This is a genomic window from Flavobacterium columnare NBRC 100251 = ATCC 23463 (assembly GCF_002530675.1).
In the GTDB taxonomy this organism is placed as follows: Bacteria; Bacteroidota; Bacteroidia; order Flavobacteriales; family Flavobacteriaceae; genus Flavobacterium; species Flavobacterium columnare.
This window is the reverse complement of the sequence record NZ_PCMX01000028.1, coordinates 14,058-40,875: the sequence shown is the minus strand read 5'-3', so window position 1 is coordinate 40,875 and position 26,818 is coordinate 14,058. Positions and strand designations below refer to the sequence as shown.

The window sequence follows — 26,818 nt, the reverse complement described above, 5'->3', positions numbered from 1 at the left end:
AATTTCAAACTTCAAATTTGAAATAAAAATTATGAGCAAGAAAGATTTTTACGAAATATTAGGCGTTAGTAAAGGAGCTTCGGAGTCAGAAATTAAAAAAGCATATCGTAAAAAAGCGATTGAATTTCATCCAGATAAAAATCCAGGAGATAAGGCCGCTGAGGAAAAATTTAAAGAAGCGGCTGAAGCTTATGAAGTATTAAGTGATGCTGATAAACGAGCAAAATACGATCAATACGGTCATGCCGCATTTGATGGAGCTGGAGGTTTTGGAGGACACCACATGAATATGGATGATATCTTTAGCCAATTTGGAGATATTTTCGGAAGTGCTTTTGGAGGAGGCTTCGGAGGTTTTGGTGGCGGTGGCGGTCAGCGTCGTGCAAAAGGAAGTAACCTTCGTATAAAAGTAAAGCTAACACTAGAAGAAATTGCTACTGGTGTTGAGAAAAAAATAAAAGTAAAAAGAAAAACACAAGCGGAAGGAGTTACTTACAGAACATGTTCAACCTGTAATGGTTCAGGTCAAGTTGTCAAAATACAAAATACCATTTTAGGTAGAATGCAAACAGCTTCACCTTGTCCTTCTTGCGGTGGTTTAGGTCAAATGATTGATAAAAAACCTTCTAATGCAGACTCACAAGGAATGATCTTAGAAGACGATACCGTATCTATCAAAATTCCTGCGGGGGTAGTAGATGGAATGCAGTTAAAAGTAGCCAGTAAAGGAAATGATGCACCAGGTAATGGAGTGGCAGGTGATTTGATTGTGGCTATTGAAGAAATTGAACATCCAACTTTAAAACGCGAAGGAGAAAACCTGCATTATGATTTATATATTAGTTATCCCGAGGCAGTATTAGGGGTGTCAAAAGATATAGATGCAGTTACGGGTAAAGTTCGTATCAAGCTAGAAGAAGGCATTCAGTCAGGAAAAATCTTGCGTTTAAAAGGAAAAGGAATCCCGAGTCTGAATAATTATGGTAATGGAGATATGCTAGTACATATCAATGTCTGGACTCCTAAAAACCTTTCAAAAGAACAAAAGAAATTCTTTGAAGAAAACCTTGAAAACCCAAATTTCAATCCAAAACCAGAAAAAACAGATAAGTCCTTTTTTGAGAAAGTAAAAGATATGTTCTCGTAATTTACAAATTCTTTAACATTGTAAATGAAAGATTCAAAAAAAATCCCAACTTTTACTGTCAAAAGTTGGGATTTTTTGTAACATGTTCTATTTATCAGAAACTAATTATTTACTTTTACAACTCTTATATAAAAGCAAAAAACAACTCAAACTCGCATAATGAACAATATTCTTGAAGTAAATAATGTAGTGAAGCAATATGGCGATTATACCGCGTTGAATTCTGTTTCATTACAAGTTCCAAAAGGGAGTATCTATGGTCTCTTAGGGCCCAATGGAGCAGGAAAAACCTCCCTGATACGTATTATCAATCAAATTACAATGCCTGATAAAGGAGAAGTGTTTTTAGATGGTGAAAAATTAGCACCTCATCACGTATCATATATTGGTTATATGCCTGAAGAACGCGGTTTGTATAAAACAATGAAAGTAGGCGAACAAGCTTTATATTTAGCTCAGTTAAAAGGAATGCCTCATGCCGAAGCAAAAAAACAACTCAAATATTGGTTTGAGAAATTTGGGATTGAAGGATGGTGGAACAAAAAAATACAAGAACTATCCAAAGGAATGGCGCAGAAAATTCAGTTTATTGTAACGATATTACATCAACCCAAATTACTAATATTAGACGAACCTTTTTCTGGCTTTGATCCTGTAAATGCTAATTTAATTAAAGATGAAATTATAGAATTAAACAAACAAGGAACATCTATTATTTTTTCTACCCATCGTATGGAAAGTGTAGAAGAAATGTGTGATTATATAGCACTTATTCATAAATCAAATAAATTAATTGAAGGAAAAGTAAGCGATGTGAAAAAAGAATATCGCACACACAAATTTCAAGTAGGTATCTTATCAGATAATGTAGAAGGATTAATGTATGATTTGACACAAAAGTTTACCGTTGGAAAAACAACTTTCAAATCGTTGAATAACGATCTTAAGTTAGAAATAGATCTAGGGCATAAAACCCAAAACGAATTATTGGAAGTTTTGATTAAAAACGGACAAGTAACCCATTTTGCAGAAAATATTCCATCAATTAATGATATTTTTATCCAAACAGTAACTAATAAAAAATAACAAAGACAAAAATTAAACAACAAATAATTTTCAAAATAAGATTTGAAACACATTATTTATTTGTTTTTACGATTGGAAATCGAAATTCACGAAATATGAATATATTGAGTTTAATCATAAAAAGAGAATTTATTGCTAAGGTTCGCAATAAATCATTTATTGTAATGACATTCTTGAGTCCTTTACTGTTTTTAGGAATGTCACTTTTAATTGGCGTTCTAGCCAATATAAATAAAGGAGAAATCAAAAAAATAGCTATTCACGATCAAGCGGGAATTTTAAAAAAAGACTTTAAAGATAAAAAAGATGTAAAATATACGGATTTGTCTCAAATGACTTTTGATATGGCAAAGAACACTGCTTCAAAAAGTTACGAAGGCTTGATTTTTGTTCCAAAAGTTGTAAATTCAAAAGAATTAATACAAAAAGTCCAATATATTTCAGACGAAAGCCCCAGTTTAGAATTTGTATCAGATATTGAAAAAGTAGTAGATGCACATTTAACTAAAGAAAATCTGAAAATCTTAGGATTTGATTCTGATAAGATTGAAAAAGCAAAGGTTGAGTCAGAACTCCATATAACGAAATTTTCAGGTGAAGAAGGATTAAAATATTTAAATGAAATAAAAGTATTCTTTGGAGGTGCTTTTGGATATTTAATAATGATGTTTATTATCATTTACGGCAACTTTGTAATGCGCAGCGTGATAGAAGAAAAAACATCAAGAATTATAGAAGTAATCATTTCTTCTGTAAAACCATATCAATTAATGATGGGGAAAATTATAGGTAATTCATTAGCAGGAATTTTGCAATTTACTATCTGGGTAGTATTAGGTTTATTGCTATTGTTTGGTTCTTCAATATTTTTAGGTAATTCAGCCGATGCCTCAACGGTACATAATGCAATGCAAGAATTGCCTTCACAAGCAGGAAATATAGCTTCTTTGATTGAAAAAATAAATCTTTACTACAATGAAATACCTGTATTGACTACGGTTATTTTCTTTTTAGTTTATTTTATTGGAGGTTATTTCTTATATAGTTCGTTGTATGCAGCCATAGGAGCTGCTGTTGATTCAGAAACGGATTCACAACAGTTTTTGTTACCTATTATTATGCCCTTAATGTTAGGTATTTATGTAGGGTTCTTTACAGTGGTAAATGATCCACACGGTACAGTGGCAACCATATTTTCTATGATTCCATTTACATCGCCAATTGTAATGCTAATGCGTATTCCTTTTGGAGTACCTATTTGGCAATTGGCAGTTTCTATAGTATTACTTTTCGGAACTTTTTTAGGTGTCGTTTGGTTTGCTAGTAAAATATATAGGGTCGGAATTTTGATGTATGGAAAAAAACCAACTTGGAAAGAGTTATATAAATGGCTTAAATACTAAAATTAGATGATTTGATTATTTCTTAATTTGATTTTGTAAATTCCGAATAATCATATAATATAGATCTTCAAATAAATAAAATGAGTAAAATATTAATAGTAGAAGATGAAGCGGCAATTCGTAGAGTTTTAGTGAAAATTCTTTCGGAAGAAAATGATTCATATAAAGTGGACGAAGCAGAAGATGGAGTACAAGGTCTTGATAAAGTTAAGAATGAAGATTACGACTTAATTCTTTGCGATATCAAAATGCCTAAAATGGATGGAGTAGAAGTCTTAGAGTCTATAAAAAAAATCAAACCTGAAATTCCTATGGTTATGATTTCAGGACATGGCGATTTAGAAACAGCCGTTAATACCATGCGTTTAGGTGCTTTTGATTACATTTCAAAACCACCAGATCTAAACCGCTTATTAAATACAGTACGTAATGCTTTAGATAAAAAGAAATTAGTCGTAGAAAATAAAATTCTAAAGAAAAAAGTTTCTAAGAATTACGAAATGATAGGAGAAAGTACAGCTATATCTCATATAAAAGAAATGATCGAAAAAGTAGCTCCTACAGAAGCACGTGTATTAATTACAGGACCTAATGGAACAGGAAAAGAATTAGTAGCACATCAAATACATCAACGCAGCGAACGTTCTTCTGGACCTATGATTGAGGTAAATTGTGCCGCTATTCCATCGGAGTTAATAGAAAGTGAATTGTTTGGTCATGTAAAAGGAGCTTTTACTTCAGCAGTAAAAGATAGAGCGGGTAAATTTGAGGCTGCTGATGGAGGAACTATTTTCTTAGATGAAATAGGAGATATGAGTTTATCAGCACAAGCCAAAGTACTACGTGCGTTACAAGAAAATTTAATCCAACGGGTAGGGGCTGATAAAGATATAAAAGTCAATGTACGTGTGGTAGCAGCAACCAACAAAGATTTAAAAAAAGAAATTGAAGAAGGACGTTTTCGTGAGGACTTATACCATCGTTTAGCCGTTATTTTAATAAAAGTACCAGCGTTAAACGAAAGAAGAGATGATATCCCAGCACTAATTGAGCATTTTACGAATAAAATAGCCCATGAACAAGGTAGTGCAACTAAATCTTTTTCTAATTCAGCAATTAAGTTATTGCAAGAATATGATTGGACAGGTAATATTCGCGAATTACGTAATGTTGTAGAACGTTTAATTATTCTAGGAGGTAATGAAATTTCAGAAAATGATGTGAAATTATTTGCTTCAAAGTAATAAAGATTCTTTAACTAATAAAACCATAAGCTCTTTTAACATGGTGCTTAGTGCTTCGTATTTAGTGCTTTGTACCATTAACCAAGTACTAAATATATTATGAACTTAAAAAAAATAAATCAAAATCTTCAAAAAGCCCTAATAGAAAATGATCTTATAGAGGCAAATGAAGTACAATTAGATTGTTGGGGAACTTTAAAAGGGGGGGCTGATGCTATTGTGATAATGAATGAAGGAGAAGGTAAATCATCTACTATAGCTTATACAGTTATTCAAAAGTTAGAAAAACCCATAGGCGAATCTACACGAGCATTGATTATTGTTAAAGACAAAGAGTCTGTTTTGCAAATGTTAGAGTATTTTGCAAAATTTGGAAAATATACAAATCTTAGGGTTATTGGAGTTAACGATAAGACGGATATAGACGAAGAAAAGAATACTATTTCGGCAGGAATGGATGTTTTAATAGGTACCCCCCATAAAATTAATGCTATGTTTTCGGGGGCTGGATTTAATATGAATACCATTAAAATTTTTGTTGTTGATGATGCAGATGTTATTTTTAAACAACGTTTGGATCCTATAGTTCAACGTTTGTCCTTGAGTGTGGAAAAAACACAACGCCTGTTCTTTACTACCGAATTAACAGAACGGGTTGAAATTTTAGCAGATAAGACAATGATTGAACCGTATCTTTTTGGATTAGAAGATGAAGAAGATGAGTATAATGAAGAATAATTTGATCATAAATTAAAATAAGCATCTGTTTTGATGCTTATTTTTTTATTCTAAATTTTAATATCGGATAATTTTTTTTTAATTTTAAACGATATTAATAAGTTTATGGTATGTGGGATATAGATTTGTCATATAGAAAAGAATTTCAATCAACTTTTGAAAGATTGTATGAAAAAAAGGAAATATTGGTAAAAGCCAGACCATTACCTAAAATGGCCATTGAAAAAATTAAAGAATCGCTTTCGATCGAATGGACTTATAATTCTAATAGTATTGAAGGAAATACTTTAACTTTAAGAGAAACACAAATGGTACTCCAAGAAGGAATTACAATAAAAGGAGTTTCACTTAGAGAACATTTTGAAGCAAAGAATCACGAAAAAGCAATAGATTATTTGTATGAAATAGTAAATGAAGAATATATTTTTAGGAGTATAGATATGCTTACCTTACACGGGTATGTTTTAAGATCTATAGAAGATGATTTTGCAGGACGTTTACGTAACGGAGGTGTTCGTATATCAGGTGCTAATTTTATTCCTCCTAATGCTAATAAAGTCTCATATTTAATAGATGAGTTAGTAGAATTTGTTAATAAAAATCCATTAATTTTAAATGACATAGAATTAGCTGCCATATTTCATCATAAATTTGTTTGGATACACCCATTTTTTGATGGTAATGGGCGAACGGTTCGTTTATGTATGAATTTATTATTAATGCGAAGAGGTTTTCCTCCAGCTATTATTTTAAAAAATGACAGGAAGAAATATTATGAAGCCCTAAATCAAGCTAATAAAGGAAACTATCAAAAGCTTGTCTTATTGATGTGTCAAGCTTTAGAGCGTACATTAAATATTTATTTAACCGTATTACCTAATAATGATAATCAATATGAGTCAATAGCTAATATTGTTAATGAGCCATCGTCATTATATGGATTTAGTCAAGAATATGTTAGTTTATTAGCCAGACAAGGAAAAATAGATGCTCATAAAGAAGGTAAAACTTGGTTTACGACTAGAAAAGCTCTCGAAGAATATATTGAAAACAGAAAGCGTAAAAGAACTTTAAGGTGATAGATGTGACGATGTTTGTTTGGGGATTTATTATAAAATCTCTTGTTTTTTTAGGAAATATTCTGTTTTATGAATAACTTGGGCTAAAAATGTAATAAATATTTAAAAAATGCAAAAGTATAGAGTAGTTCTGGTAGGCTTTTTCTTATTTAAAGGAATGTGCTTTTATGGGCAAAATACAAAAGGACTGGTGTCAGAGCAAGCAATGGTTGTATCCGCAAGGGAAGAAGCTTCTAAAATTGGTGTTCAAGTATTAAAGAAAGGAGGGAATGCTTTTGATGCTATGGTGGCAACTGAATTAGCATTGGCTGTCTGTTATCCGCAAGCTGGAAATATTGGTGGAGGCGGATTTATGGTATATAGAAAAGCTGATGGTGCTATTGGAAGTCTTGATTATCGAGAAAGAGCTCCAGCCGCAGCGCATTCAGAAATGTTTTTGGACAAGGATAAGAATGTAATAGAAGGATTGAGTACGGCTTCTGGCAAGGCTATAGGTGTGCCAGGAACAATAGCAGGGGTGTTAGAAGTGCATAAAAAAATGGGTTCTTTACCGCTAAAAGAAATTTTTAAACCCGTTATAGAATTAGCTGAAAAGGGATTTGTTGTTACAAAAAAAAATGAGGCTACATTTGCTTATTATAGGAACGACTTTATAAATGCAAATGGAGCTCAAAGTTTGTTTTCTAAACTCTATAAGGTTGGAGATACCATTAAACAAATACGGTTAGCTACAACCTTAAAAAGGATTCTTAAAAACGGGAAAAAAGAGTTTTATGAAGGAGAAACGGCTAAAAAAATAGTCGATTTTGTTAAAAAAAGGGGAGGTATAATTTCATTAGAAGATTTAAAAGAATATACTCCAATTTGGAGAAAACCAATAGTTTTTAAATATAAAGATTATAATTTAATAACGATGGCTCCTCCAAGCAGTGGAGGGATTACGTTATCGCAAATTCTTAAAATGATAGAACCTTATTCGTTAAGAGAATTTGGTTTTAATTCAGATAAAACAATTCAACTAATTGTAGAGGCAGAACGAAGAGCGTATGCAGATCGTAATTATTTTTTAGGAGACCCTGATTTTGTAAAGATTCCTCAAGATGAATTATCCAATGAAAATTATTTAAAAGAAAGGATGAGTACGTTTTCTTTTGATAAAGCGACTCCTTCAGCTGAAATAAAACACGGAGCAGTTCATTTTTCTAAAGAAAGTACTGAAACAACTCATTATTCTATAGTGGATCCTTTTGGTAATGCAATTGCTACGACTACAACATTAAATGATGATTTTGGAAGTAAGCACTATTCCGATGAATTAGGTTTCTTTCTTAATAACGAAATGGACGATTTTAGCATAAAATCAGGAGTGGCCAATTTGTACGGACTTGTAGGGGCTAAAGCTAATGAAATTCAACCTAAAAAAAGAATGTTGAGTTCTATGACACCTACAATAGTAGAGAAGGAAGGTAAATTATTCATGGTTTTGGGTACGCCAGGAGGATCAACAATTATTACTTCTGTATTGCAAACTTTTTTGAATGTTACAGAATTTGGAATGAATATGCAAGAAGCTGTAGACGCACCTCGTTTTCATCATCAATGGCTGCCCGATGAGGTAGTTTTTGAACCTAATAAATTTTCAGAACATTTGATTAATAATCTAATAGCGAAAGGTTATATAATTAATGAAAAGCAAAATAAGATCATAGGAAAAGTAGATGCAATATTAGTTCAGCCTGAAGGGAAATTAGAAGGAGGGGCAGATTATAGAGGAGATGATAAAGCTGTGGGGTTTTAGCAGAAAATAAATATGAGTTTGGTTATCGTCTTTTCTGGAAATGAAATAAGTGCCTTGGCTATAAAGGCAGAATTAGAAATAAATGGAATTTTGGTAATTTTAAAAAATGAAATTCAAGCTACGGCTATGGCTGGATTTTGGAGTCCTTATTCGGGTGTTGATGTTCTAGTGAATAAAAAAGATGTAATGCAAGCAAAATTATTAGTGGAAAAAATCATTAATTTTTAATTTTCTCATTTTCAAATTATTTAATTTAGCCATTAATTTTATCTTTGCACCTTCAAAAATTTAAGGAACCCCTTAAACTTTTAAACTTCAATTATGATTACAGTAAACGATATTGCCGTAGAGTTTGGCGGAACCACGCTTTTTAGCGATGTGACTTTTGCAATTAATGAAAATGATAAAATTGCCTTAATGGGCAAAAATGGAGCTGGAAAATCCACTTTGTTAAAAATCGTTGCAGGTGAAAACAAGCCTACACGTGGTAGTATTTCAGCACCTAGTGATGCTGTAATTGCATATTTGCCTCAGCATTTGTTATTAAATGATGACAGTACAGTAATGGAAGAAACTTCCAAGGCTTTTGCTTCCGTTTTAGGAATGAAAGCGGAGATAGATGAAATTAACGAGCAGTTAACTATTCGTACAGATTATGAAAGTGACGAATATATGAAGTTAATTGAACGTGTTTCAGAGCTTTCTGAAAAATATTATTCTATAGAAGAAGTTAATTACGAAGCAGAAGTTGAAAAAGTATTAAAAGGACTAGGTTTTGTTCGTGAAGATTTTACCCGTAAAACTTCTGAATTTTCTGGTGGATGGCGTATGCGTATTGAGTTGGCTAAAATTTTATTAAAAAAACCAGACTTAATATTGTTAGACGAACCTACCAACCACTTGGATATGGAAAGTATTCAATGGTTAGAGGATTTCTTAGTTACTCAGGCCAAAGCAGTAATGGTTATTTCCCATGACCGTGCTTTTGTAGATAGCATTACTAACCGTACCATTGAAGTAACGATGGGTAGAATTTATGATTATAAAGCAAAATATTCAGATTATTTAGTTTTACGTCAAGATAGAAGAATACAACAACAAAAAGCGTATGATGAACAACAAAAATTTATTGCTGAAAATCAGGCTTTTATAGAGCGTTTTAGAGGAACTTTTTCAAAGACAGAACAAGTGCAATCTCGTGTACGTATGTTAGAAAAATTAGTTTTAGTAGAAGTAGATGAAGTTGATACATCCGCTTTAAAACTAAAATTCCCACCATCACCACGCTCAGGACAATATCCTGTTGTTGTAGAAGAGCTTACAAAAAAATATGATGACCATGTAGTGTTTAATAATGCCAATATGGTAATTGAGCGAGGTCAAAAGGTAGCATTTGTAGGGAAAAATGGAGAGGGAAAATCAACAATGATTAAAGCTATTATGAAAGAAATTAATCATGATAGTGGTAAATTAGAAATAGGACATAATGTACAAGTAGGATATTTTGCTCAAAATCAAGCCGCATTATTAGATGGCGATTTGACCATTTTTGAAACTATAGACCGAATTGCAGAAGGAGATATTCGTACCCAAATTAAAAATATTTTAGGAGCCTTTATGTTTAAAGGAGACGATATTCAAAAGAAAGTAAAAGTCCTTTCGGGGGGTGAAAAAACACGTTTAGCTATGATTAAACTATTGTTAGAACCCGTAAATGTATTGATTCTAGATGAGCCTACGAACCACTTAGACATGAAAACGAAAGACATCATTAAAGAAGCTTTAAAAGATTTTGATGGTACATTAATTTTAGTATCTCATGATCGTGATTTTCTAGATGGTTTAGTAACTAAAGTATTTGAATTTGGAAATAAAAGAGTTCGAGAACATTTTGAAGATATTAAAGGTTTCTTGGCTTTCAAGAAAATGGAAAATCTAAAGGAAATCGAGAAATAAAATGATTACATACTTAAAAGAGGCTTTTTTCAATTTTAGAAAGAGCCTCTTTTTTTATGTGAAAAATCAATTCTATTCTAAATAAAATAGGTATATATAAAATATAACCATTTTATTTTTAAATATTTAGGTTACTATTGGTAAGAAAATGCTAAATATCTTGTCGCTTTTTTAACCCAGATTACCATTATAAGTATATTATAGATAAAAATGACTTTGAATTAAAAAAAAAATACTCTCAATATATATAATAAAGCTACAACTGTTGTAAAAAAGCCGTGTATTTCTACCTTCTTTGTTCTTTTAATCTTTATTTTAAAGGCTAACATATAATTTGGGTTTAAAAAAAAGGATTATAATTTGGCACTTTTAATGAGTCGAATAAATTCCGTTTTATAACCTTCCAAATCGTTATGTATACCTTTGTTAGCAAGAGCTATAATGTCTTCTGTTTGTTTGTTTTCAATATATTTAGAGTCTCTTAATTTCATGCCAAACCAAGCCACAGAAGAAGCAAATTTAAAATCGGAACTAGAAATTTTTAAAGGTTTGCTTAAATTAGAAACAGTTTGAATCATCTCTATACTTTTTTCACCATCAGGTCTTTTGTATCGAAATTTCACGGTAGCCAATTCTTTTGAAATTAAATTTTGAGAACCTTCTTTCGATGTGTATTTTAATTGGGTAGGAGAGTAAGAACTTTCAACGCCTGTAGGGATAATTTCATATAGAGCAGTTACGGTATGCCCGCTTCCTAATTCGCCTGCATCAATAGCATCATTTTTAAAATCCTCATCATTTAATTTTCTATTTTCATATCCTATTAATCGGTAAGACTGTATTTGATTTGGGTTAAATTCAATTTGAATCTTAACATCTTTAGCTATAGTAAACATAGAACCGTTGAATTCTTTGCCTAAAAAACGAGTAGCTTCCTGCATATTGTCTATATAAGCATAGTTTCCGTTTCCTTTATTAGCAAGGGTTTCCATTTTACTATCTTTATAATTTCCCATGCCGTATCCTAGACAGGTTAAGAAGATGCCTGTTTTACGTTTTCTTTCTATTAAGAGTTCCATTTCTTTGTCTGTTGAAGCCCCTACATTAAAGTCGCCATCAGTTGCTAAAACAATTCTATTATTGCCTTCTTTAATAAAGTTTTCTTCGGCAATTTTATAGGCTAATTCTATTCCTTCTCCTCCAGCTGTACTTCCTCCAGCCGTTAGTTCATCAAGAGCATTCATTATTTTATTTTTTTCATTTCCAGAAGTAGGAGGTAGTATCATTCCTGCCGCTCCTGCATATACAACCATTGAAACTTTATCTTGAGGACGTAATTCTTTTACCAGTATTTTCATGGATTCTTTTAGTAAAGGGAGTTTGTTTTCTTCTTCCATAGAGCCTGATACATCAATAAGAAAAACAATGTTAGAAGGAGGAAGATTGTTTTTGTCCATCTTTTTACCTTGAAGACCAATTTTTAATAATTTATGGTTGGAGTTCCAAGGACATTCGCTGTACTCTGTATTGATAGAAAAAGGGTGATTATCTTTAGGTTGAGGGTAAGTGTATGAAAAGTAATTAATCATTTCTTCTAGACGTACCGCATCTTTTGGAATTTCTTGACCGTTATTGATAAAACGACGAATATTGGTGTAAGAAGCATTATCAACATCAATGGAAAAAGTAGATAAGGGGTTTACGCTTGGGTTTTCAAATTTATTTTCTTCTATTTCAGCATAACTTTCTTCGTTTTTATTTTCTGGAATTTCTATCTCTGGATTGTTTATCATTAGGTCGCTAATTTCGGCTTCGCTGGCTACTTCTTCGGTCATCATGTCAGGAGATTGTTTGCAAGCGGTGAAAGATAATACGAATATAGATAGTATTAAAAATGTTTTTTTCATAGAGATAATTGTTTTTTGTTAGTTTATAACAAATTATGTGCCTTATTTTTTGTTATTATGTTAAAAAAGGTGTAAAAACAATAGGATAATTTCTGAAGAGATTTTTTTAAATAAATAATAACTGAATAAAAAACTATTAAACTTATAAATTCTGTTTTGTAGTTTTGAGTATTGTAAAAAATGCTTTTTGAAATGAATTATAGGGATAGGCGGATATGAATTTTATAAAAAGTAGGAGTTGTAATTACGATTCAATATTATCATTGTAATTGCCATTGAATGAATTATCTTTGCAAACTATGAAGCTTTCAACTTATACTCGCGAATTCAAAGAAAACATTAAATTGGCTTATCCTATTGTCTTGGGGATGTTAGGTCATACTTTAGTTTCTATTGTAGATAATATAATGGTGGGCAAACTAGGAGCAAAAGAGTTAGCAGCAGTTTCTCTTGCAAATAGTTTCGTATTTATTGGAATGTCATTAGGGTTAGGTTTTTCAACAGCCATAACCCCTTTAGTGGCAGAAGCAGATGGTGAAAATAGTTTGATTAAAGGACGTAGTGTTTTTCATCACGGATTGGTACTTTGTACAGGTTTAGGAATTGCTTTGTTTGGAATTATATACTTTGCAAAACCTTTAATTATATATATGGGGCAACCCCAAGAAGTAGTTGAATTAGCTAAACCTTTTTTAGATTTGGTTGCATTTTCATTAATACCATTGATTGTTTTTCAGGGATATAAACAATTTGCTGATGGTAAAAGTGAAACGAAATATGGCATGTGGGCTAACCTGCTTTGTAATGTAATACATTTGATTTTAAATATTGTACTAATTTATGGTGTTTGGATTTTTCCCAAAATGGGAATGCTAGGAGCAGCAGTAGGAACTGTTTTATCTCGGATTGTAATGGTAGTTTATATTCATTTTGCTTTAAAGTCAAAGAAAAAGTTTAAACCCTATTTTCAAGAATTCAACGTTAAGAATATCGGGAAAACAATGACTCAAAAAATAGTTGATTTAGGGTTGCCTTCTGCTTTGCAAATGTTTTTTGAAGTAGCTTTGTTTACAGGAGCCATTTGGTTATGTGGTAGTATTGGTACCACTAGTCAGGCTGCTAATCAAATAGCGTTAACTTTGGCTACTTTTACTTTTATGTTTGTTTCAGGACTAGGTGTTGCAGGAATGGTACGTATAGGCAATCAAAAAGGAATACAGGATTATAAAAAGTTGCAAATCATTGCACGTTCTATTTTTTTATTAGCTGTTTTTATTCAAGGTGTTTTTGCACTTGTTTTTGTATTGACAAACAATTGGTTACCAGAAATTTTTATAGATTCTGAAAATACATTAACTTTAAAAGATAATGGAGAAGTAGTAAGTATAGCGTCTAATTTGATTTTAATAGCAGCTGTTTTTCAAATTTTTGATGGAATACAAGTAACGGTGCTTGGCGCGTTACGAGGGATTCAGGATGTAAAAATACCCATGTATCTTACATTTGTCGCGTATTGGGTTATAGGTTTTCCTATATCTATCTATTTAGGACTATTCACTTCTTTGAAAGCTATTGGTGTATGGATAGGTTTGTTGTCAGGACTGATTGCTGCGGCATTACTCCTTTATTATAGATTTGAAAAATTATCCAAACGTATGATTCTTTTGAATCATACAACTTAAATACTAAAAATTATTATAAAATGACATTACCAAAATTTGTTTTAGCAGATAATTCTGATTTTCCAGATGATATTTTTATCATTCACTTAGAATTTCCTCGTTTTCTAATCAACTTAAAAGATGATTCTGTAGAATTTATAGAAGAATTAGATGATGAAGATGAAACAGAAATAGCAAGAGAAATGGAGCATTTAATTATCCTAGCAGGTGAGTTCTATGATCGCGAAATGGAGCGTTATGAAGAATAATAAGAAATAAGTTTATTGTATGTAAGAAGGCTGTCTAAAAAGGAAAAGTCAGATGGTTAGTTTGTCGCTTCTACGAAACAGAAATTAGATTACCAATATAATATAGTTTCTCCTGTTGGTAGGAATAACATCATACGATCTTTTTAGAGAGCCTCGTTAGTTTTTAAGTCCTATAAACAAGGGACAGACGTAAGCCCCCAGAATAGAAAATATATTTTCAAAAAGTAAGACAAAAGAGAGTAAATAAAACAATAAAATAGTTTGATATGAATGAACACCCAATTTTTGCAGAGCATCCTTGGTTAATTGCCACATTTGCAATTGTAATATTGTTTATGTTGTTACTAGACTTAGGAATCTTTAATAAAAAGAGCCATGAGGTATCTAGTAAAGAGGCTGTAACTTGGTCATTTGTTTGGATAGCCTTAGCAATGGGATTTAGTGGGCTAGTATATCATTTTGCAGGAGCAATTAAATTCTACGAATTTCAATCTGCATATTGGATAGAAAAAGCACTTTCAGTAGATAATCTGTTCGTGTTTATTATGGTTTTTAAATTTTTTGATGTAGCCAATCAAAATAAACACAAAGTTTTATTTTGGGGAGTTATTGGTGCATTGGTTTTAAGAGCAATATTTATATTTTCAGGAGCCTTTTTAATAGAGTTAACTTATTTGAATAAAATTTTAGGGCTTATAGGGGTGCAAGGGCTTAAATACGATATTAATCTAGTAATGACACTTTTTGGCGTGTTTTTAGTGTATGCGGGTGTTAAATCCTGGTTTGCCAATGAAGAGGATGAAAATCAAGATTATAATGATACCAAGGGAGCACGCTTAGTTCGTCAGTTTTTTAACGTTAGTGATGATTATGATGGAAATAATTTTTTTACAATTGAAAATGGTAAGAAAATAGCAACGCCTTTATTAGTTGTAGTAGCAGTCATAGAATTTACAGATTTATTGTTTGCTGTTGATTCTATTCCAGCAATTTTTGCCATTTCCAGAGATCCATTTATTTTATATACCTCTAATATTTTTGCAATATTAGGACTGAGGGCTTTATTCTTTTTATTAGATAACTTTATTTATTTATTTCATAAACTTCCGTATGGTTTGGCTATTATTTTAAGTTTTATAGGAATTAAGATGATTATAGCTCCTTTTTATCATGTAGATTCGGTAGTGTCGCTTATTATAATAGGTGTTGTGTTGGTTCTATCTGTACTTTTGTCTATCATTTTTCCTGAACCTAAAGAATAAGACTTCTAAATAGCAATTGTTGAATTGAAAGATATTAGAAAAAGGGGGCAAAAAATCTTGAACCCCTTTTTTATTTATTGTTGAAATAATTGTCTAATAATTTTTGTGCAGAAATAAAAGGGGAACTCTGGTTGTTTCGTACGGCTATTTTTTCAGTTTCTAAAAGAGATAAAGTTGTAGGATGATTGAAAAAATGATTTTTCAGTTGTTCATTTATAGTTTCTAAAAGCCAGTATTGATTTTGGTTATTTCTTTTGTTTTCAAAATAACCATTTTCTTTGGTTAGTGTAATGTATTCTTCTATGGTTTGCCATATAGAATCAACTCCTTTTTTTTCTAATGCGCTACAGGTTGTAACTTTAGGAATCCAGCCTGAATTTTTTTCAGGAAATAGGTGCAGTGCTCTGGTGTACTCTGTTTTGGCTAGTTTGGCTTTTGTAGTATTATCTCCATCGGCTTTATTAATTACTAACAAATCAGCCATTTCCATAATGCCTCTTTTTATGCCTTGTAATTCGTCTCCAGCTCCAGCTAAATTTAATAATAAGAAAAAATCAGTCATGCTATGCACAGCGGTTTCACTTTGACCTACACCAACCGTTTCAACAAGTATTGCGTTAAAGCCACAAGCTTCGCATAGGATGATACTTTCTCGTGTTTTTCTAGCTACACCGCCCAAACTCTCACCAGAAGCACTAGGACGAATATAAGCATACTCATCTTTTACGAGTTCTTCCATACGGGTTTTGTCGCCTAAAATGCTTCCATGGCTAATACTAGAACTCGGGTCGACAGCTAGTACAGCTACTTTTTTTCCTAATGCTGTTAAGAGTTTTCCAAAAGCTTCTATAAAAGTGCTTTTTCCGACTCCTGGTACACCTGTAATACCTATTCGGATAGAATTATTGCTGTAGGGAAGGCAATTTTGAACAATGATATTGGCTTTTTCTTGGTGTTCTATATTTGTGCTTTCAACCAATGTAATGGCTCGGCTAAGTGCTGTTTTATCCCCTTTTAGAATACTTTCTGTAAGTGACTCTGTGTTAAGAGCTGCTTTCCTGTGCTTTTTAATCTGGTTGATTGCTCTTTGATTGATACTTTCAGGTTGTTCGATGCCTTCGTTTTCTTTTAAAGCTGATTTTTTTCTGTAAGCATTCAATGGATTTCGTTTTTTAGTAAAGGTAATTATTTTTTTAATAGTAATAATAAATCTTAAAGGGTAGGATTGTAAAAATATTAGTTAATTTGTTTATTTTGTTGGAACTGAAATATATTTCGCTATGAGTGATAAAAGGATAGATATAGATTGTCAATCAATTGAACAACTTCTTAGGTTGAAACCATTTGAACAAAGAATTGTTAAAAAGAGTTTCGAAGTAGGAGATTATTTAGTTTCTCAGGGGGATTCTTTTTTGTATTTACCTATTGTTAAATCAGGAGTTGTTAGACTAGATTGTACTTCTATTGTAAAGGATGTATTGTTGGATTATGTAGTGGCAGGAGAGGTTTGTATGGTAAGTTTTTCGCATTATAACGCAATGGATAAGTTATTGTTTGCAGCTCAAGCTTTAACTAGGGTAGAGGCTTGGTTATTGCCAAGAGATATAATTAGTGAACTGTTAGAAAAAGATAGAGACTTTGTAGGTTCTCTTTTAAATAGGTTGTCTTTTGAATTTCAGCACATACTTCAATTGTATATAGGTTTGCAAAACGATGACTTAGAAAAAAGATTAGAAAGATATTTGCAAAAATACAGTCGTAAATTAGAGTTAAATGGTGTTAAACTCACTCATCAACAAATAGCTATTGATCTAGGAGTTAGTAGAGAAAGTGTTTCACGAATAATGTCTAAAAAAGGGAACTTGTGATTTAGATCACAAGATGTTTTAGATTGCAAAAGTATTTTTGTTTAAAAATATTTTATGGATACTTTAATACCTAATAACTCTTTGATTACGGCTACGCCTGAAGAAGGTAGACAATTAGCGGTAAAAATGGCTAGATTAATCATTAAGCACACACAACCTGATGCGTCAGTGCGCGAAAAATTACGACCAATTTATGCTGAAGATCCTGCTATGCTTATAGCTATTGGTCAGACAGTAGCTATAGAATTTGCTACTATAGCAAAAGCAAATAATTATTGGAAAAAATAAGCGTGTTAATTTTTATTTTTTAAAGGCTGTTCAGTTACTTTACCGCTTTGTTCTAGGGGTCAATACAAACTAACTATTGTTTTAATAGTTAAAATTTGAGAACAAGGAGGTATTTTACTGGACAGCCTCTTGCTTAAAATTAAAATTTAATAAAGTAGATTTCTATTATAGGCAGTATCGTTTTGAAGGTTTTTTAAATGCGGTTTGTCTTTTGTGAAATGAACAAACCATTTCGCTAACTCGTCAATCTCAGATGAAATCAGGATCTTAATGGACTGATTTAACTCTTCGTTAAATTGCTCTGGATTTAAACTTGCTCTTTCTAACTTTCTTTGAATATAGGTAGACATTGTTCTCATAGGTTGTTTTTTTTATTAGGGTTACTAAAATTAGTAAAAAATATCTTACTAAACAAAAAAAAGACCTTTTTTTATAAAATAGTTTAAAAAAATGGTATTTGAAAATATTTTGACTTTATCTTTTCAACAAAATTTAGTTAATAATTAAGGCATGTTAGATGATTTAAATATTCTTAATTTTACATAAAATAAATTCGATTGGTATGCCTGTTTCGAAAGAATTAATTCAAAAGTTAATAGATGTTGTTGGAGTATCTTCTGTTTTTACAGATATAGAAACTCGAAAGAGGTATGGACATGATGAAACTGAAGACTTTTGTTTCCCCCCAGCTGTAGTAGTTAAGCCCAATAATGTAGAGGAAGTTTCGGCTGTTATGAAATTAGCAAATGAGTTTTATACACCGGTTGTTCCTATAGGCGGACAAACAGGTTTAAGCGGAGGGGCATTATCCGTTTTAGAAGGAATAGGTCTTTCAACAGAGCGATTGAATAAAATTATTGAGATAGACGAAAAAAATCTCCAGATTATTACTGAACCTGCTGTTGTTACTCAGGTGTTGCGAGAAGCTGTTGCGGAAAAAGGACTTTTTTACCCAGTAGACCCTAGTAGTATGGGAAGTTGCTTTATTGGAGGGAATATAGCTGAAAATTCAGGAGGTGCTAGAGCTGTTAAATATGGATTGACGAAAGATTACGTTTTGAATTTAGAAGTTGTTTTGCCAAATGGAGAAATTATTTGGACAGGTGCTAATACATTAAAAAATTCTACAGGTTATAATCTGACCCAATTAATGATAGGGAGTGAAGGGACATTAGGAATTGTTACTAAAGCCGTTTTAAAATTACTACCCAAAGTGTCTTTTAATATACTAATGTTGGTTCCTTTTTATAAAGCCGATGAAGCTTGTGAGGCTGTTTCTGCTATTTTTAGAGCAGGGATAGTACCTAGCGCTTTAGAGTTTATGGAGCGGGATGCTATTGATTGGAGTTTGAAATATATAGAAGGAATAGCTATTGAAGTAAAAACAGATCATCAAGCTCATTTATTGATTGAAGTAGATGGAAATTACCCGGAAATTTTGATGCTGGAAGCAGAAAAAATTATGCGCGTTTTAGAAAATTTTCAAATTGATGAAATCCTTTTCGCTGATACAGAAGATCAAAAAAAGGCCTTATGGAAAATGAGAAGAGGTATTGCGGAAGCAGTTAAAGCAAATTCAATTTATAAAGAGGAAGATACCGTTGTGCCTCGGTATGAATTACCTAAATTGTTAAAAGGAATTAAAAAAATTGGAGCTAAATATGGTTTCCAGTCGGTTTGTTATGGACATGCAGGAGATGGTAATTTACATGTAAATATAATAAAAGGTTATTTAACGGATGCACAATGGACTGAAGAGGTTCCAAAAGGTATTCGTGAAATTTTTGAGCTAACAATTTCTTTAAAAGGAACTTTATCAGGAGAACATGGTATTGGTTGGGTGCAAAAAAACTACATGGATATGGCTTTTTCAAAAATGCACCTAGAGTTAATGGAGCAGATTAAGTATATTTTTGATCCAAATAATGTTATGAATCCAGGGAAAATATTACCCGATAAGTTTTAGTTAAAATTCCTTGGTGCGAAATACTGAGTGAAATGATTTTTTCCATTGTCTCAAAAAACTTATTTTATATTTGAAGTGAAATATTAATACCTTATTTAATAACTCGGAACGTTAAATTTATTCTAGAACCTATGTTCTTTTGAGTTTTTGGTATTTGATGTTTCCAAAAATGTTGCGTTGAACCTTTCATAATAAGCAAGCTTCCGTGTTCTATATTCATGTTTTGTTTAGCTGTTTCAATGGTATTATGTTTGAGTTGAAAGTTTCTTTCAGCACCAAAACTTACAGAGGCAATGACAGGATTACGACCTAATTCCTTTTCGTTATCAGCATGCCACCCCATACTATCCTGTCCGTTCCGATAGTTATTTAATAAAACAGTTGTAAAGTAAGTATCGCAAACTCGTTCAACTTCATCTTTAATATGAGTTAATAGAGGTGTCCATTGGTGCGGATTCATTACAATATTAGAATACCCATACGGTTTTCCTTCATTGCCAAATAAAGCTGTTAATCGTGGTTGTAAATGTTCTTTTCCATAGACCGTTATTTTGTCTTGTTGCCAAGGTATTTCGGATTGTAATTTTTGAAAAAAATCATTCGCTTGTTCTAATGAAAAAAAGGCTGGATAATAAATGAGTTCCGCATCCGGAAGGTTGAATTCTATTATTTCATCAGGAAAAAGCATTTTGTTAGATGTTTAGAGTTGTTTTTTAGATTAATAATAAAAGAACAAAACTTGAAATAGGTAAGTCTTACTTTTAGTAAGTCTGACAAATATAAGATAAATTCAGACTGAAAAGATTACTAATATAAAGACATTTTTTAATCATGATATGTATATGCTATGATTCAAAAGGTATGATTTAAAAATATCTTTTGGTTTTCTAATAGAGCATTAAAGTAAGAAAAGGGTGTCTAAAAAGCAGCAACTTAATGTTTAACTTATCACTTCGACGAAAAAAGAACTAGCGTTACATATTATGTGATTTGGTTTCGCCTATTCACTTCATTCGAGCCTTCCTTTGGTCGAAAGTAAAGATTGTGAACTTTTAGGACACCCTCTTTTAAAATATTTAAATAGCTGAGAGATCGTTATTTTTTAACGCCACTATTTATATTCATTATTATAATAGCTAATACAATCAAACCTATTCCAATCCATTGTGATAGAACAACAGTTTCATTTAATATCATAAATGCCATCATTACAGAAACAGGTAATTCTAATGAAGAAACAATACTTCCTAAGCCAATTCCCGTGTGAGGGAATCCTGCATTCATCAAAAGAGGAGGGATAATCGTTCCAAACAGAGCCAAAAATATTCCCCATTTAGCAAAAATTGCTAGATTAAAAGGGGTTATTTGTGTAGCTATGGAAAAACCAAAAACAATAACGGCACCACCTAAAAGCATATACAAACTGCGTTGTGCAGAGGATATTCCCAGAGCAATTCGATTAGCAGTAAACATTGTAGTGGTAAATGAAGCAGCAGCTAAAAGGCCCCACATAATTCCTCTCCAATCTAAATCAAGCGATTTGCTGAATAGGTTGGTTGCTAAAGCAGTTCCTAACAAAACAATTGCAACAGAAACTATTTTTTGAACAGAAGGGGCTTTTTTATCTAAAAACCATTCTAATAACACTCCCATCCAAACAGTTTGCATCAACATGACAATTCCTATAGAAACAGGAATGTATCTTACGGCTAAGTAATAAAAAACACTCGTCATCCCAAGTGAAGTTCCTGCTAACATCAAATGTAAAATATTAGCAGAAGTTGCTTTTACAACCTCCTCTTTCTTTTTTATTTTTTGGAAAGCATTGATTAACAATATACCCAAAATACCATATATAAATTGTGAGGACGTAACCTCTGCTGTAGTAAAGTTTTCTGTATAGGCTAATTTTACAAAAGTAGCTAACATTCCATAGCTAGTCGCGCCTAAACCTACCAAAACGACACCTTTTAAAATACTATTTTTCAACATTTTTTCAAAATTAAGGGCGGCAAAGATACAACAAGTTAAATGCTAAATAGTATAATTTGTTAGTTTTTTTAAAAAAACAGCAAAGAACAAAAGCTTTTAAGAGATCAAGAGGAATAAATAGAGAGACATGGTTCTTGGATAATACAGAGCGAAAGTTTATTGCCTAGCGCTATTTTGCCAAATAGTAAAAAAAATAACCCAGATTATGCGTTAGCCTTTGTGCTGAATAAAAAAAGGATAAAGAAGGTAAAAAGACACGTAAATTTCTCTCCGAAGCTATCTTTTAGATTCAAAGTAGTTTTTATTTGTAATAAATTTCTAGTGCGTAATCTGGGATAATGAAGTATCTTTAGAGTAGTTTTTTGGTTATAGTTTCTAAAAGGCAGTGTGTGCTAGTTTGTGGATCAACACTTTTTCTATTGTTTTATACGGTAATTCAAATTAAATAAAAACAGATTAGGGTAGTTTTTTAAATTATTTTTAGTGGTATAAAAAATAGAAATACTATCGAATTCAAAAGCCCAAATAAATCAAGCAAAGTTTTAATTAAATTTACCGCACAAATAAATAATATGTCAACTTTTAAATTCAAATTATACCAACAGTTAGAACACAAAATAAAACATTTAGGAACAGTAATGAGTAGCGTGTATGCGTTATTTTTAGGAGCTGTATTATTGTTTTTAGACTTTCAGATTAATTGTAGTAATTATTTTTCTATTCATTCATTAGAAATTTATTCTAGGTTAATTCCTGTATCTAACATTTTGGTCTCTATTATTATTGGAATTTCCTTAACAACGTTTTCGGTCATATTTGTAGTCATGCAATTAGCCTCTTCTCAATTTTCTCCGAGAATTTTAAGGCATTTTTTAGCTAATGATTTTAGAATACAGGCCTTTATAGGTTTGTTTGTAGGAACCATAGCCTTGTGTGTATTGCCTCAAATAATGTCTGTTTTTTATCCTAATCAACCCTTTTTAACAACCTTACTCGTAGGTACTTTTTTAGCCATTAGAGGCTTAGTATGGTCTTATCCATCTATGATTACATATTTAAGTATAAACATGAATGTATCAAGTATTACACATCATATTAAAAAAGAAGTGGTAGATGAAATAACTATTTTATACAGTCAAAAATGGGAAAAAGGAAATGATTTAACCTATGAACGAGAACAGTGCTTGACCAATAGAAATGTATTAAAAATAGTGAGTCCGTTTCAATCAGGTTATTTAGAAAGTGTTGATTATGCTCTGTTAAAGAAAGGGTTATTAGAATTAAAAGAAACAAATCATTGGAAAGAAGTATATCAAAAACCCGTGATTGGCGAATTTATAATGAAGGATACAACGGTTTTGTTACAAATTGTTGTTGATCAAGTTTCAGAAAAACAAAAAGAAACCTTTCAGAATTTAGTTTCTAAAGCGTTTAAAGTAAACCGTTTTAGAAGTCATACACAGGATATAAATTTTGGTGTACGTAAATTAGTTGACATAGGCATAAAAGCAATATCACCAGCAGTAAATGATCCTACAACTTGTTTAAACTGTATTGATCAATTAGGCGAAATTGTAAAAGTTTTATCGGAAAGACAATTTCCTTCTACAGATGCTCGAGAATTAATTAAAAACAATATCCATATCAATGAGTTTAATTATGACGAGTTTATTGATTTTTGTTTTGATCAAATTTACCAATGGGGAAAAGAAGATCCAATAATTGTAAAACGAATTTTACGTACCATTAGATCTATTTTACCAACGGTTCAAAATCCATACCACTTAAAAGTGTTAATTCAACAAGTGGAAGAAATGGAGTTAGCCTCTATTTATAACCTAGAAAATTATCAAAATAGATATTTGAAAATTTCCAAGGAAAAATTAAGTACAATAGAAAAAGAACTTCAAGGCTTTAGAGAAAAAGCCTTGAAGCAAATTGAGATTCTTAGAGATTTAGGGTTTCTTGAAGTTTATTTGTCAGAAAATCAATTAGATAATCAGTATGTTGACGAATCAATAATAAAAACAATAAACTATTTAAACACGTATTTAAAATAGAAGGAGAGGTTTTACCTTCTATGTCTTTTTTCTCTAATATTATGTTGTATTTTTCTTGTTCTGACAAACGAAGCTCTAGCTTTTTTTCTGGAAAGGTATTTTATATGGGGTCTTATAATATGGGTTTTTGTTCTATGAAAGTGAATTCTGTGCTTGTGAATGTGTGTGATAAAAAGGGTATGTGCCATAGGACGCCAAGGTTTCCACCAACGCGGATATAATGACCAGCGTACAGGCGATACCCAAAGATGATACCCTGGAGCATAAATAAATCGAATACAAGGCCATGACCAAACATTAACAATTACCCGCGCTGGAATTATATCCAAAATAGAAGGACCTTTGTCTTCTATTGTTTTTTCATAAACATCATAGGGTTCAACAATCGTGTTTTTATCAAATAAATCATCATCGCCAATAATTTGAAGGTATGCCTCTTCATTGCCCCTTTTTTCTATATTTAAGGTGGCAATATCCTGTTTTTCAGAATTGCCTACTAATGCACTTAAAATAATAACATGGTCAGAACCATCTATAAAATCTTCAACGGTAACATAATCAGTAGCACCATCGTTATTTAGGTCAAGATTATTTACATTGTTGTTTTCTTCGTTTATAGCTCTTTCAAAATCTTCTAATGAAGTTGAGTTTCTAAACATTGCTAAAGCCCCTTCTAGGCTAAAGTTTTCTTGATTTGTTTCGTTTGCCTCTGTATTTTGAGCATATTTTGGCGTCAAAAAGAAAAGGGTTAATAATAGAAAAAGAAATTTTTTCATAATAATTGGATTTATAGGTTTGTTTATAGGACTTATAAAAAATTAAAAGGTTTAATGAGAGTTTTATAAAAAAGTTTCTGTTTATTTGTAAGGTATAAATAATTGGGGAATTTATGCTGAATTCAGTTAATACTATAGAGCAAAAGCTAGTAGAGGCTTATTCTATTAGGATTAATAATCTTACCAAAAGTATTGTAATAGCTAATCAAGCTCTAAAGGCTTCTTTATTTATAAACAATAAAGCTCTTATTGGAAAAAGTTATAGCCAACTAGCCTTATATCACATGATAGTTGGCGAAATGCAAAAAGCTAAACATTATTCTGAAAACGCAATAAGAATTTTTAAAGAATTAGGAGAAGACAAAGGATTAGCCGATGCTAAATATGGTTTAGCAGGGGTTTACTACAAAACCAATCAATATCATTTAGGTCTTATTCATTTTAGCGATGCCTTAAAGATTTATAAAAAATACGATGATTATTGCAATCAATCCCGTACAGAAAAATCATTGGGGACTATCTTTGAATGTATAGGTGATATAACAAGCGCATTTAAAGTATATAAAAGTGCAATTCGAAATGCTAAAAAAGCTAATGACCTAAATTTAGAATCCAATGTTTATAATAATCTTTCTGGAATCTTGATTAAAAGAGGAAAGATAAATTTTGCCAATCAAATCATTGATAAATCTATAGAACTCAAAACCCAAACAAATGATATACGAGGAATGGCTTACGCATTATATGGTAAGGGAAAAGTATATCATTTTTATAAAGAATATAGTAAAGCAAAAGAATTTTATAATAAATCTCTGAATATTCATAAAGAAATGGGAGAAAATGCAGGAATTGTTATGGTTATGACAAAACTAGCAGCTCTTTATTTTGAAACTCAACAAATAGATAAAGCACTTCAATTTGCAAAAGAAGGATTGTTGTTAGGAGCTTCTTTACAGTTTTCAATATGTACAATCAAGTTAAATCGTATACTTTATTTGATATACAAAAGTTTAGGCGATTTTGAAAAAGCTTTATGTTATTTTGAAAGACATCTGTTAGAAAAAGAAACGGTTATTAATACTCAAACATTAAAAGTAATTGAAAGTTATGAGTTAATAGCAAAAATGGAAAAAATAGAAAATGAAGTCATTTTACAAAGAGAAAAACAAAAAATATTAGAAAAGAAAAATTTAGATGAACTAGAAAATTATAAAAGGAAACAAGAGTTTTTATCTATAATGAGTCATGAAATAAGGACACCATTAAATGCTATCGTAGCTTCACTGGTTCTCTTAGATGATAAAATTGTAAATGAAGGCAAAAAAATTATAAGAAATTTAAAATTTGCATCGGACAATCTAATTAGCGTTGTAAATGATGTTTTGGATTTTAATAGATTAGACGGACAAAATGTAAAGTTAGAATTAGTATCCACGAATATCAATTTTTTATGCCAAAACACCGTTGAAGTGTTTGAGCGTTTTGCAAATGCTAAAAATATAGAATTACAATATATTTCAACAGTAAGTTTGGCTAATTATTATTTGATAGATCCCACCAAACTAACCCAAATTTTAAATAACTTAATAAGCAATGCTATAAAATTTACAGATAAAGGAAGCGTACAGTTAGAACTAAATATAGTCAATTGCGGAGAAAAAACAGATCTAATTTCATTTAGAGTCACGGATACAGGAGAAGGAATATCAGAAGAAAATCTGCCTCGTATATTTGAAAGCTTTTCACAACTCAAACCTTATTTAACTCGAAAACATGGCGGAACAGGTTTAGGATTGGCAATCGTAAAACGATTGATAGAATTACACAAGAGTACAATAATCGTAGAAAGTGAACTGTATAAAGGAACTTCCTTTTATTTTGAACTTGAATTAGAAAAATCAAAAGAGATTTTAATAAAAGTAAATGAAAAAAAGCAATTAATAGGTAAAAAAGTATTGATAGTAGATGATACTAAAATGAATGGAATGCTACTTTCTAAGTTGTTAAGTAAATGGAGTATGGAAATTCAATACATTAATACAGGTAAAAAGGCAATTGAAATAGTGAAAAACCAAAAATTTGACTTTATTTTAATGGACATACACATGCCTGAAATGAATGGCTTTGAGGTTTCTAAAGAAATAAAAATGACCGATAATCTAAATGTTCAAACACCTATTTTTGCACTTACAGCTGATGTCTTAGCAGATGCAGATGCAGATTTTAAAAAGTACTTTTCAGGCATCATCTTTAAACCATTTGACATAGATAAACTTTATAATTTATTAGTAGCCTACGGAGATTAAAAAAAAGCTAAT

23 protein-coding genes are annotated in these 26,818 nt (G+C 31.3%); 17 read left to right on the top strand and 6 right to left on the bottom strand.

Features of this window, described 5'->3' with window-relative positions:
• Positions 1 to 31 precede the first annotated feature (31 nt).
• The 9 genes from dnaJ (at position 32) to B0A78_RS04815 (ending at position 10,451) form a co-directional block, all read left to right on the top strand.
• The gene (gene dnaJ, locus B0A78_RS04855; protein ID WP_014166461.1) at positions 32 to 1,147 is read left to right on the top strand and encodes a molecular chaperone DnaJ; all 1,116 of its coding nucleotides are present in this window, start codon (positions 32 to 34) and stop codon (positions 1,145 to 1,147) included.
• A gap of 159 nt (positions 1,148 to 1,306) precedes the next feature.
• The gene (locus tag B0A78_RS04850; protein WP_077225716.1) at positions 1,307 to 2,233 is read left to right on the top strand and encodes an ABC transporter ATP-binding protein; all 927 of its coding nucleotides are present in this window, start codon (positions 1,307 to 1,309) and stop codon (positions 2,231 to 2,233) included.
• 95 nt (positions 2,234 to 2,328) lie between these two features.
• The gene (locus B0A78_RS04845) at positions 2,329 to 3,636 is read left to right on the top strand and encodes an ABC transporter permease (RefSeq protein WP_014166459.1); all 1,308 of its coding nucleotides are present in this window, start codon (positions 2,329 to 2,331) and stop codon (positions 3,634 to 3,636) included.
• An 80-nt stretch (positions 3,637 to 3,716) separates the two neighbouring features.
• The gene (locus B0A78_RS04840; protein ID WP_014166458.1) at positions 3,717 to 4,880 is read left to right on the top strand and encodes a sigma-54-dependent transcriptional regulator; all 1,164 of its coding nucleotides are present in this window, start codon (positions 3,717 to 3,719) and stop codon (positions 4,878 to 4,880) included.
• A 99-nt stretch (positions 4,881 to 4,979) separates the two neighbouring features.
• Positions 4,980 to 5,618, top strand: coding sequence for a DEAD/DEAH box helicase (locus B0A78_RS04835; protein ID WP_065213245.1), 639 nt, complete (start codon positions 4,980 to 4,982; stop codon positions 5,616 to 5,618).
• 110 nt (positions 5,619 to 5,728) lie between these two features.
• The gene (locus tag B0A78_RS04830) at positions 5,729 to 6,697 is read left to right on the top strand and encodes a Fic family protein (protein ID WP_014166456.1); all 969 of its coding nucleotides are present in this window, start codon (positions 5,729 to 5,731) and stop codon (positions 6,695 to 6,697) included.
• 109 nt (positions 6,698 to 6,806) lie between these two features.
• A complete protein-coding gene (ggt, locus tag B0A78_RS04825; protein WP_065213246.1) occupies positions 6,807 to 8,495 on the top strand; it encodes a gamma-glutamyltransferase in 1,689 nt (562 codons plus the stop codon).
• 12 nt (positions 8,496 to 8,507) lie between these two features.
• Positions 8,508 to 8,723 (top strand): putative signal transducing protein, encoded by a 216-nt coding sequence (locus B0A78_RS04820; RefSeq protein WP_014165368.1) that lies wholly within the window; start codon positions 8,508 to 8,510, stop codon positions 8,721 to 8,723.
• Positions 8,724 to 8,816: 93 nt separating this feature from the next.
• On the top strand, positions 8,817 to 10,451 hold the full coding sequence (locus B0A78_RS04815; protein ID WP_014165367.1) for an ABC-F family ATP-binding cassette domain-containing protein: 1,635 nt from the start codon (positions 8,817 to 8,819) through the stop codon (positions 10,449 to 10,451).
• A gap of 353 nt (positions 10,452 to 10,804) precedes the next feature.
• On the opposite strand, the gene B0A78_RS04810 is transcribed toward B0A78_RS04815, so the two are convergent.
• The gene (locus B0A78_RS04810; protein ID WP_307725302.1) at positions 10,805 to 12,358 is read right to left on the bottom strand and encodes a vWA domain-containing protein; all 1,554 of its coding nucleotides are present in this window, start codon (positions 12,356 to 12,358) and stop codon (positions 10,805 to 10,807) included.
• Positions 12,359 to 12,657: 299 nt separating this feature from the next.
• Here B0A78_RS04810 and B0A78_RS04805 point away from each other — a divergent pair, with 299 nt between their 5' ends.
• The 3 genes from B0A78_RS04805 (at position 12,658) to B0A78_RS04795 (ending at position 15,550) form a co-directional block, all read left to right on the top strand.
• Positions 12,658 to 14,040 (top strand): MATE family efflux transporter, encoded by a 1,383-nt coding sequence (locus B0A78_RS04805; RefSeq protein ID WP_014165364.1) that lies wholly within the window; start codon positions 12,658 to 12,660, stop codon positions 14,038 to 14,040.
• Positions 14,041 to 14,060: 20 nt separating this feature from the next.
• The gene (locus tag B0A78_RS04800; protein ID WP_014165363.1) at positions 14,061 to 14,288 is read left to right on the top strand and encodes a hypothetical protein; all 228 of its coding nucleotides are present in this window, start codon (positions 14,061 to 14,063) and stop codon (positions 14,286 to 14,288) included.
• 266 nt (positions 14,289 to 14,554) lie between these two features.
• The gene (locus B0A78_RS04795; RefSeq protein ID WP_065213247.1) at positions 14,555 to 15,550 is read left to right on the top strand and encodes a TerC family protein; all 996 of its coding nucleotides are present in this window, start codon (positions 14,555 to 14,557) and stop codon (positions 15,548 to 15,550) included.
• A gap of 70 nt (positions 15,551 to 15,620) precedes the next feature.
• Here B0A78_RS04795 and meaB read toward each other — a convergent pair whose 3' ends face one another.
• Positions 15,621 to 16,709 (bottom strand): methylmalonyl Co-A mutase-associated GTPase MeaB, encoded by a 1,089-nt coding sequence (gene meaB / locus B0A78_RS04790; protein WP_014165361.1) that lies wholly within the window; start codon positions 16,707 to 16,709, stop codon positions 15,621 to 15,623.
• Positions 16,710 to 16,830: 121 nt separating this feature from the next.
• Between meaB and B0A78_RS04785 the strand changes: the two genes are divergently transcribed.
• Together B0A78_RS04785 and B0A78_RS04780 are read left to right on the top strand one after the other, a co-directional pair.
• On the top strand, positions 16,831 to 17,418 hold the full coding sequence (locus tag B0A78_RS04785) for a Crp/Fnr family transcriptional regulator (protein WP_014165360.1): 588 nt from the start codon (positions 16,831 to 16,833) through the stop codon (positions 17,416 to 17,418).
• Positions 17,419 to 17,472: 54 nt separating this feature from the next.
• Positions 17,473 to 17,706 (top strand): hexameric tyrosine-coordinated heme protein, encoded by a 234-nt coding sequence (locus B0A78_RS04780; RefSeq protein ID WP_014165359.1) that lies wholly within the window; start codon positions 17,473 to 17,475, stop codon positions 17,704 to 17,706.
• A gap of 146 nt (positions 17,707 to 17,852) precedes the next feature.
• On the opposite strand, the gene B0A78_RS04775 is transcribed toward B0A78_RS04780, so the two are convergent.
• The gene (locus B0A78_RS04775) at positions 17,853 to 18,065 is read right to left on the bottom strand and encodes a hypothetical protein (protein ID WP_065213248.1); all 213 of its coding nucleotides are present in this window, start codon (positions 18,063 to 18,065) and stop codon (positions 17,853 to 17,855) included.
• Positions 18,066 to 18,268: 203 nt separating this feature from the next.
• Here B0A78_RS04775 and B0A78_RS04770 point away from each other — a divergent pair, with 203 nt between their 5' ends.
• On the top strand, positions 18,269 to 19,672 hold the full coding sequence (locus B0A78_RS04770; RefSeq protein ID WP_065213249.1) for an FAD-binding oxidoreductase: 1,404 nt from the start codon (positions 18,269 to 18,271) through the stop codon (positions 19,670 to 19,672).
• A 91-nt stretch (positions 19,673 to 19,763) separates the two neighbouring features.
• Here the strand turns inward: B0A78_RS04770 and B0A78_RS04765 are convergent, their stop codons facing one another.
• Both B0A78_RS04765 and B0A78_RS04760 read right to left on the bottom strand, forming a co-directional pair.
• Entirely contained in the window at positions 19,764 to 20,360 is a 597-nt protein-coding gene (locus tag B0A78_RS04765; RefSeq protein WP_097609430.1) for an alpha-ketoglutarate-dependent dioxygenase AlkB family protein, read from the bottom strand.
• A 407-nt stretch (positions 20,361 to 20,767) separates the two neighbouring features.
• On the bottom strand, positions 20,768 to 21,664 hold the full coding sequence (locus B0A78_RS04760; protein ID WP_014165355.1) for an EamA family transporter: 897 nt from the start codon (positions 21,662 to 21,664) through the stop codon (positions 20,768 to 20,770).
• Positions 21,665 to 22,236: 572 nt separating this feature from the next.
• Between B0A78_RS04760 and B0A78_RS04755 the strand changes: the two genes are divergently transcribed.
• The gene (locus tag B0A78_RS04755; protein ID WP_077225718.1) at positions 22,237 to 23,724 is read left to right on the top strand and encodes a DUF2254 family protein; all 1,488 of its coding nucleotides are present in this window, start codon (positions 22,237 to 22,239) and stop codon (positions 23,722 to 23,724) included.
• Between the two features lie 11 nt (positions 23,725 to 23,735).
• On the opposite strand, the gene B0A78_RS04750 is transcribed toward B0A78_RS04755, so the two are convergent.
• Positions 23,736 to 24,500: a hypothetical protein gene (locus B0A78_RS04750; RefSeq protein ID WP_065213251.1), complete on the bottom strand. Its 765-nt coding sequence runs from the start codon at positions 24,498 to 24,500 to the stop codon at positions 23,736 to 23,738.
• A gap of 113 nt (positions 24,501 to 24,613) precedes the next feature.
• On the opposite strand from B0A78_RS04750, the gene B0A78_RS04745 reads away from it, so the two are divergent.
• On the top strand, positions 24,614 to 26,806 hold the full coding sequence (locus B0A78_RS04745; RefSeq protein ID WP_014165352.1) for a tetratricopeptide repeat-containing hybrid sensor histidine kinase/response regulator: 2,193 nt from the start codon (positions 24,614 to 24,616) through the stop codon (positions 26,804 to 26,806).
• Positions 26,807 to 26,818 lie beyond the last annotated feature (12 nt).

Bases quoted from the DNA above. Each gene is read 5' to 3' on its own strand.
- B0A78_RS04760 (WP_014165355.1), bottom strand. From the start codon at position 21,664: ATGTTGAAAAATAGTATTTTAAAAGGTGTCGTTTTGGTAGGTTTAGGC.
- B0A78_RS04840 (WP_014166458.1), top strand. From the start codon at position 3,717: ATGAGTAAAATATTAATAGTAGAAGATGAAGCGGCAATTCGTAGAGTT.
- B0A78_RS04815 (WP_014165367.1), top strand. From the start codon at position 8,817: ATGATTACAGTAAACGATATTGCCGTAGAGTTTGGCGGAACCACGCTT.
- B0A78_RS04755 (WP_077225718.1), top strand. From the start codon at position 22,237: ATGTCAACTTTTAAATTCAAATTATACCAACAGTTAGAACACAAAATA.
- B0A78_RS04810 (WP_307725302.1), bottom strand. From the start codon at position 12,358: ATGAAAAAAACATTTTTAATACTATCTATATTCGTATTATCTTTCACC.
- B0A78_RS04845 (WP_014166459.1), top strand. From the start codon at position 2,329: ATGAATATATTGAGTTTAATCATAAAAAGAGAATTTATTGCTAAGGTT.
- B0A78_RS04850 (WP_077225716.1), top strand. From the start codon at position 1,307: ATGAACAATATTCTTGAAGTAAATAATGTAGTGAAGCAATATGGCGAT.
- B0A78_RS04775 (WP_065213248.1), bottom strand. From the start codon at position 18,065: ATGAGAACAATGTCTACCTATATTCAAAGAAAGTTAGAAAGAGCAAGT.
- B0A78_RS04820 (WP_014165368.1), top strand. From the start codon at position 8,508: ATGAGTTTGGTTATCGTCTTTTCTGGAAATGAAATAAGTGCCTTGGCT.
- B0A78_RS04795 (WP_065213247.1), top strand. From the start codon at position 14,555: ATGAATGAACACCCAATTTTTGCAGAGCATCCTTGGTTAATTGCCACA.
- B0A78_RS04750 (WP_065213251.1), bottom strand. From the start codon at position 24,500: ATGAAAAAATTTCTTTTTCTATTATTAACCCTTTTCTTTTTGACGCCA.
- B0A78_RS04785 (WP_014165360.1), top strand. From the start codon at position 16,831: ATGAGTGATAAAAGGATAGATATAGATTGTCAATCAATTGAACAACTT.
- B0A78_RS04765 (WP_097609430.1), bottom strand. From the start codon at position 20,360: ATGCTTTTTCCTGATGAAATAATAGAATTCAACCTTCCGGATGCGGAA.
- B0A78_RS04780 (WP_014165359.1), top strand. From the start codon at position 17,473: ATGGATACTTTAATACCTAATAACTCTTTGATTACGGCTACGCCTGAA.
- B0A78_RS04800 (WP_014165363.1), top strand. From the start codon at position 14,061: ATGACATTACCAAAATTTGTTTTAGCAGATAATTCTGATTTTCCAGAT.
- B0A78_RS04770 (WP_065213249.1), top strand. From the start codon at position 18,269: ATGCCTGTTTCGAAAGAATTAATTCAAAAGTTAATAGATGTTGTTGGA.
- B0A78_RS04830 (WP_014166456.1), top strand. From the start codon at position 5,729: ATGTGGGATATAGATTTGTCATATAGAAAAGAATTTCAATCAACTTTT.
- B0A78_RS04745 (WP_014165352.1), top strand. From the start codon at position 24,614: ATGCTGAATTCAGTTAATACTATAGAGCAAAAGCTAGTAGAGGCTTAT.
- B0A78_RS04805 (WP_014165364.1), top strand. From the start codon at position 12,658: ATGAAGCTTTCAACTTATACTCGCGAATTCAAAGAAAACATTAAATTG.
- B0A78_RS04835 (WP_065213245.1), top strand. From the start codon at position 4,980: ATGAACTTAAAAAAAATAAATCAAAATCTTCAAAAAGCCCTAATAGAA.
- dnaJ (WP_014166461.1), top strand. From the start codon at position 32: ATGAGCAAGAAAGATTTTTACGAAATATTAGGCGTTAGTAAAGGAGCT.
- ggt (WP_065213246.1), top strand. From the start codon at position 6,807: ATGCAAAAGTATAGAGTAGTTCTGGTAGGCTTTTTCTTATTTAAAGGA.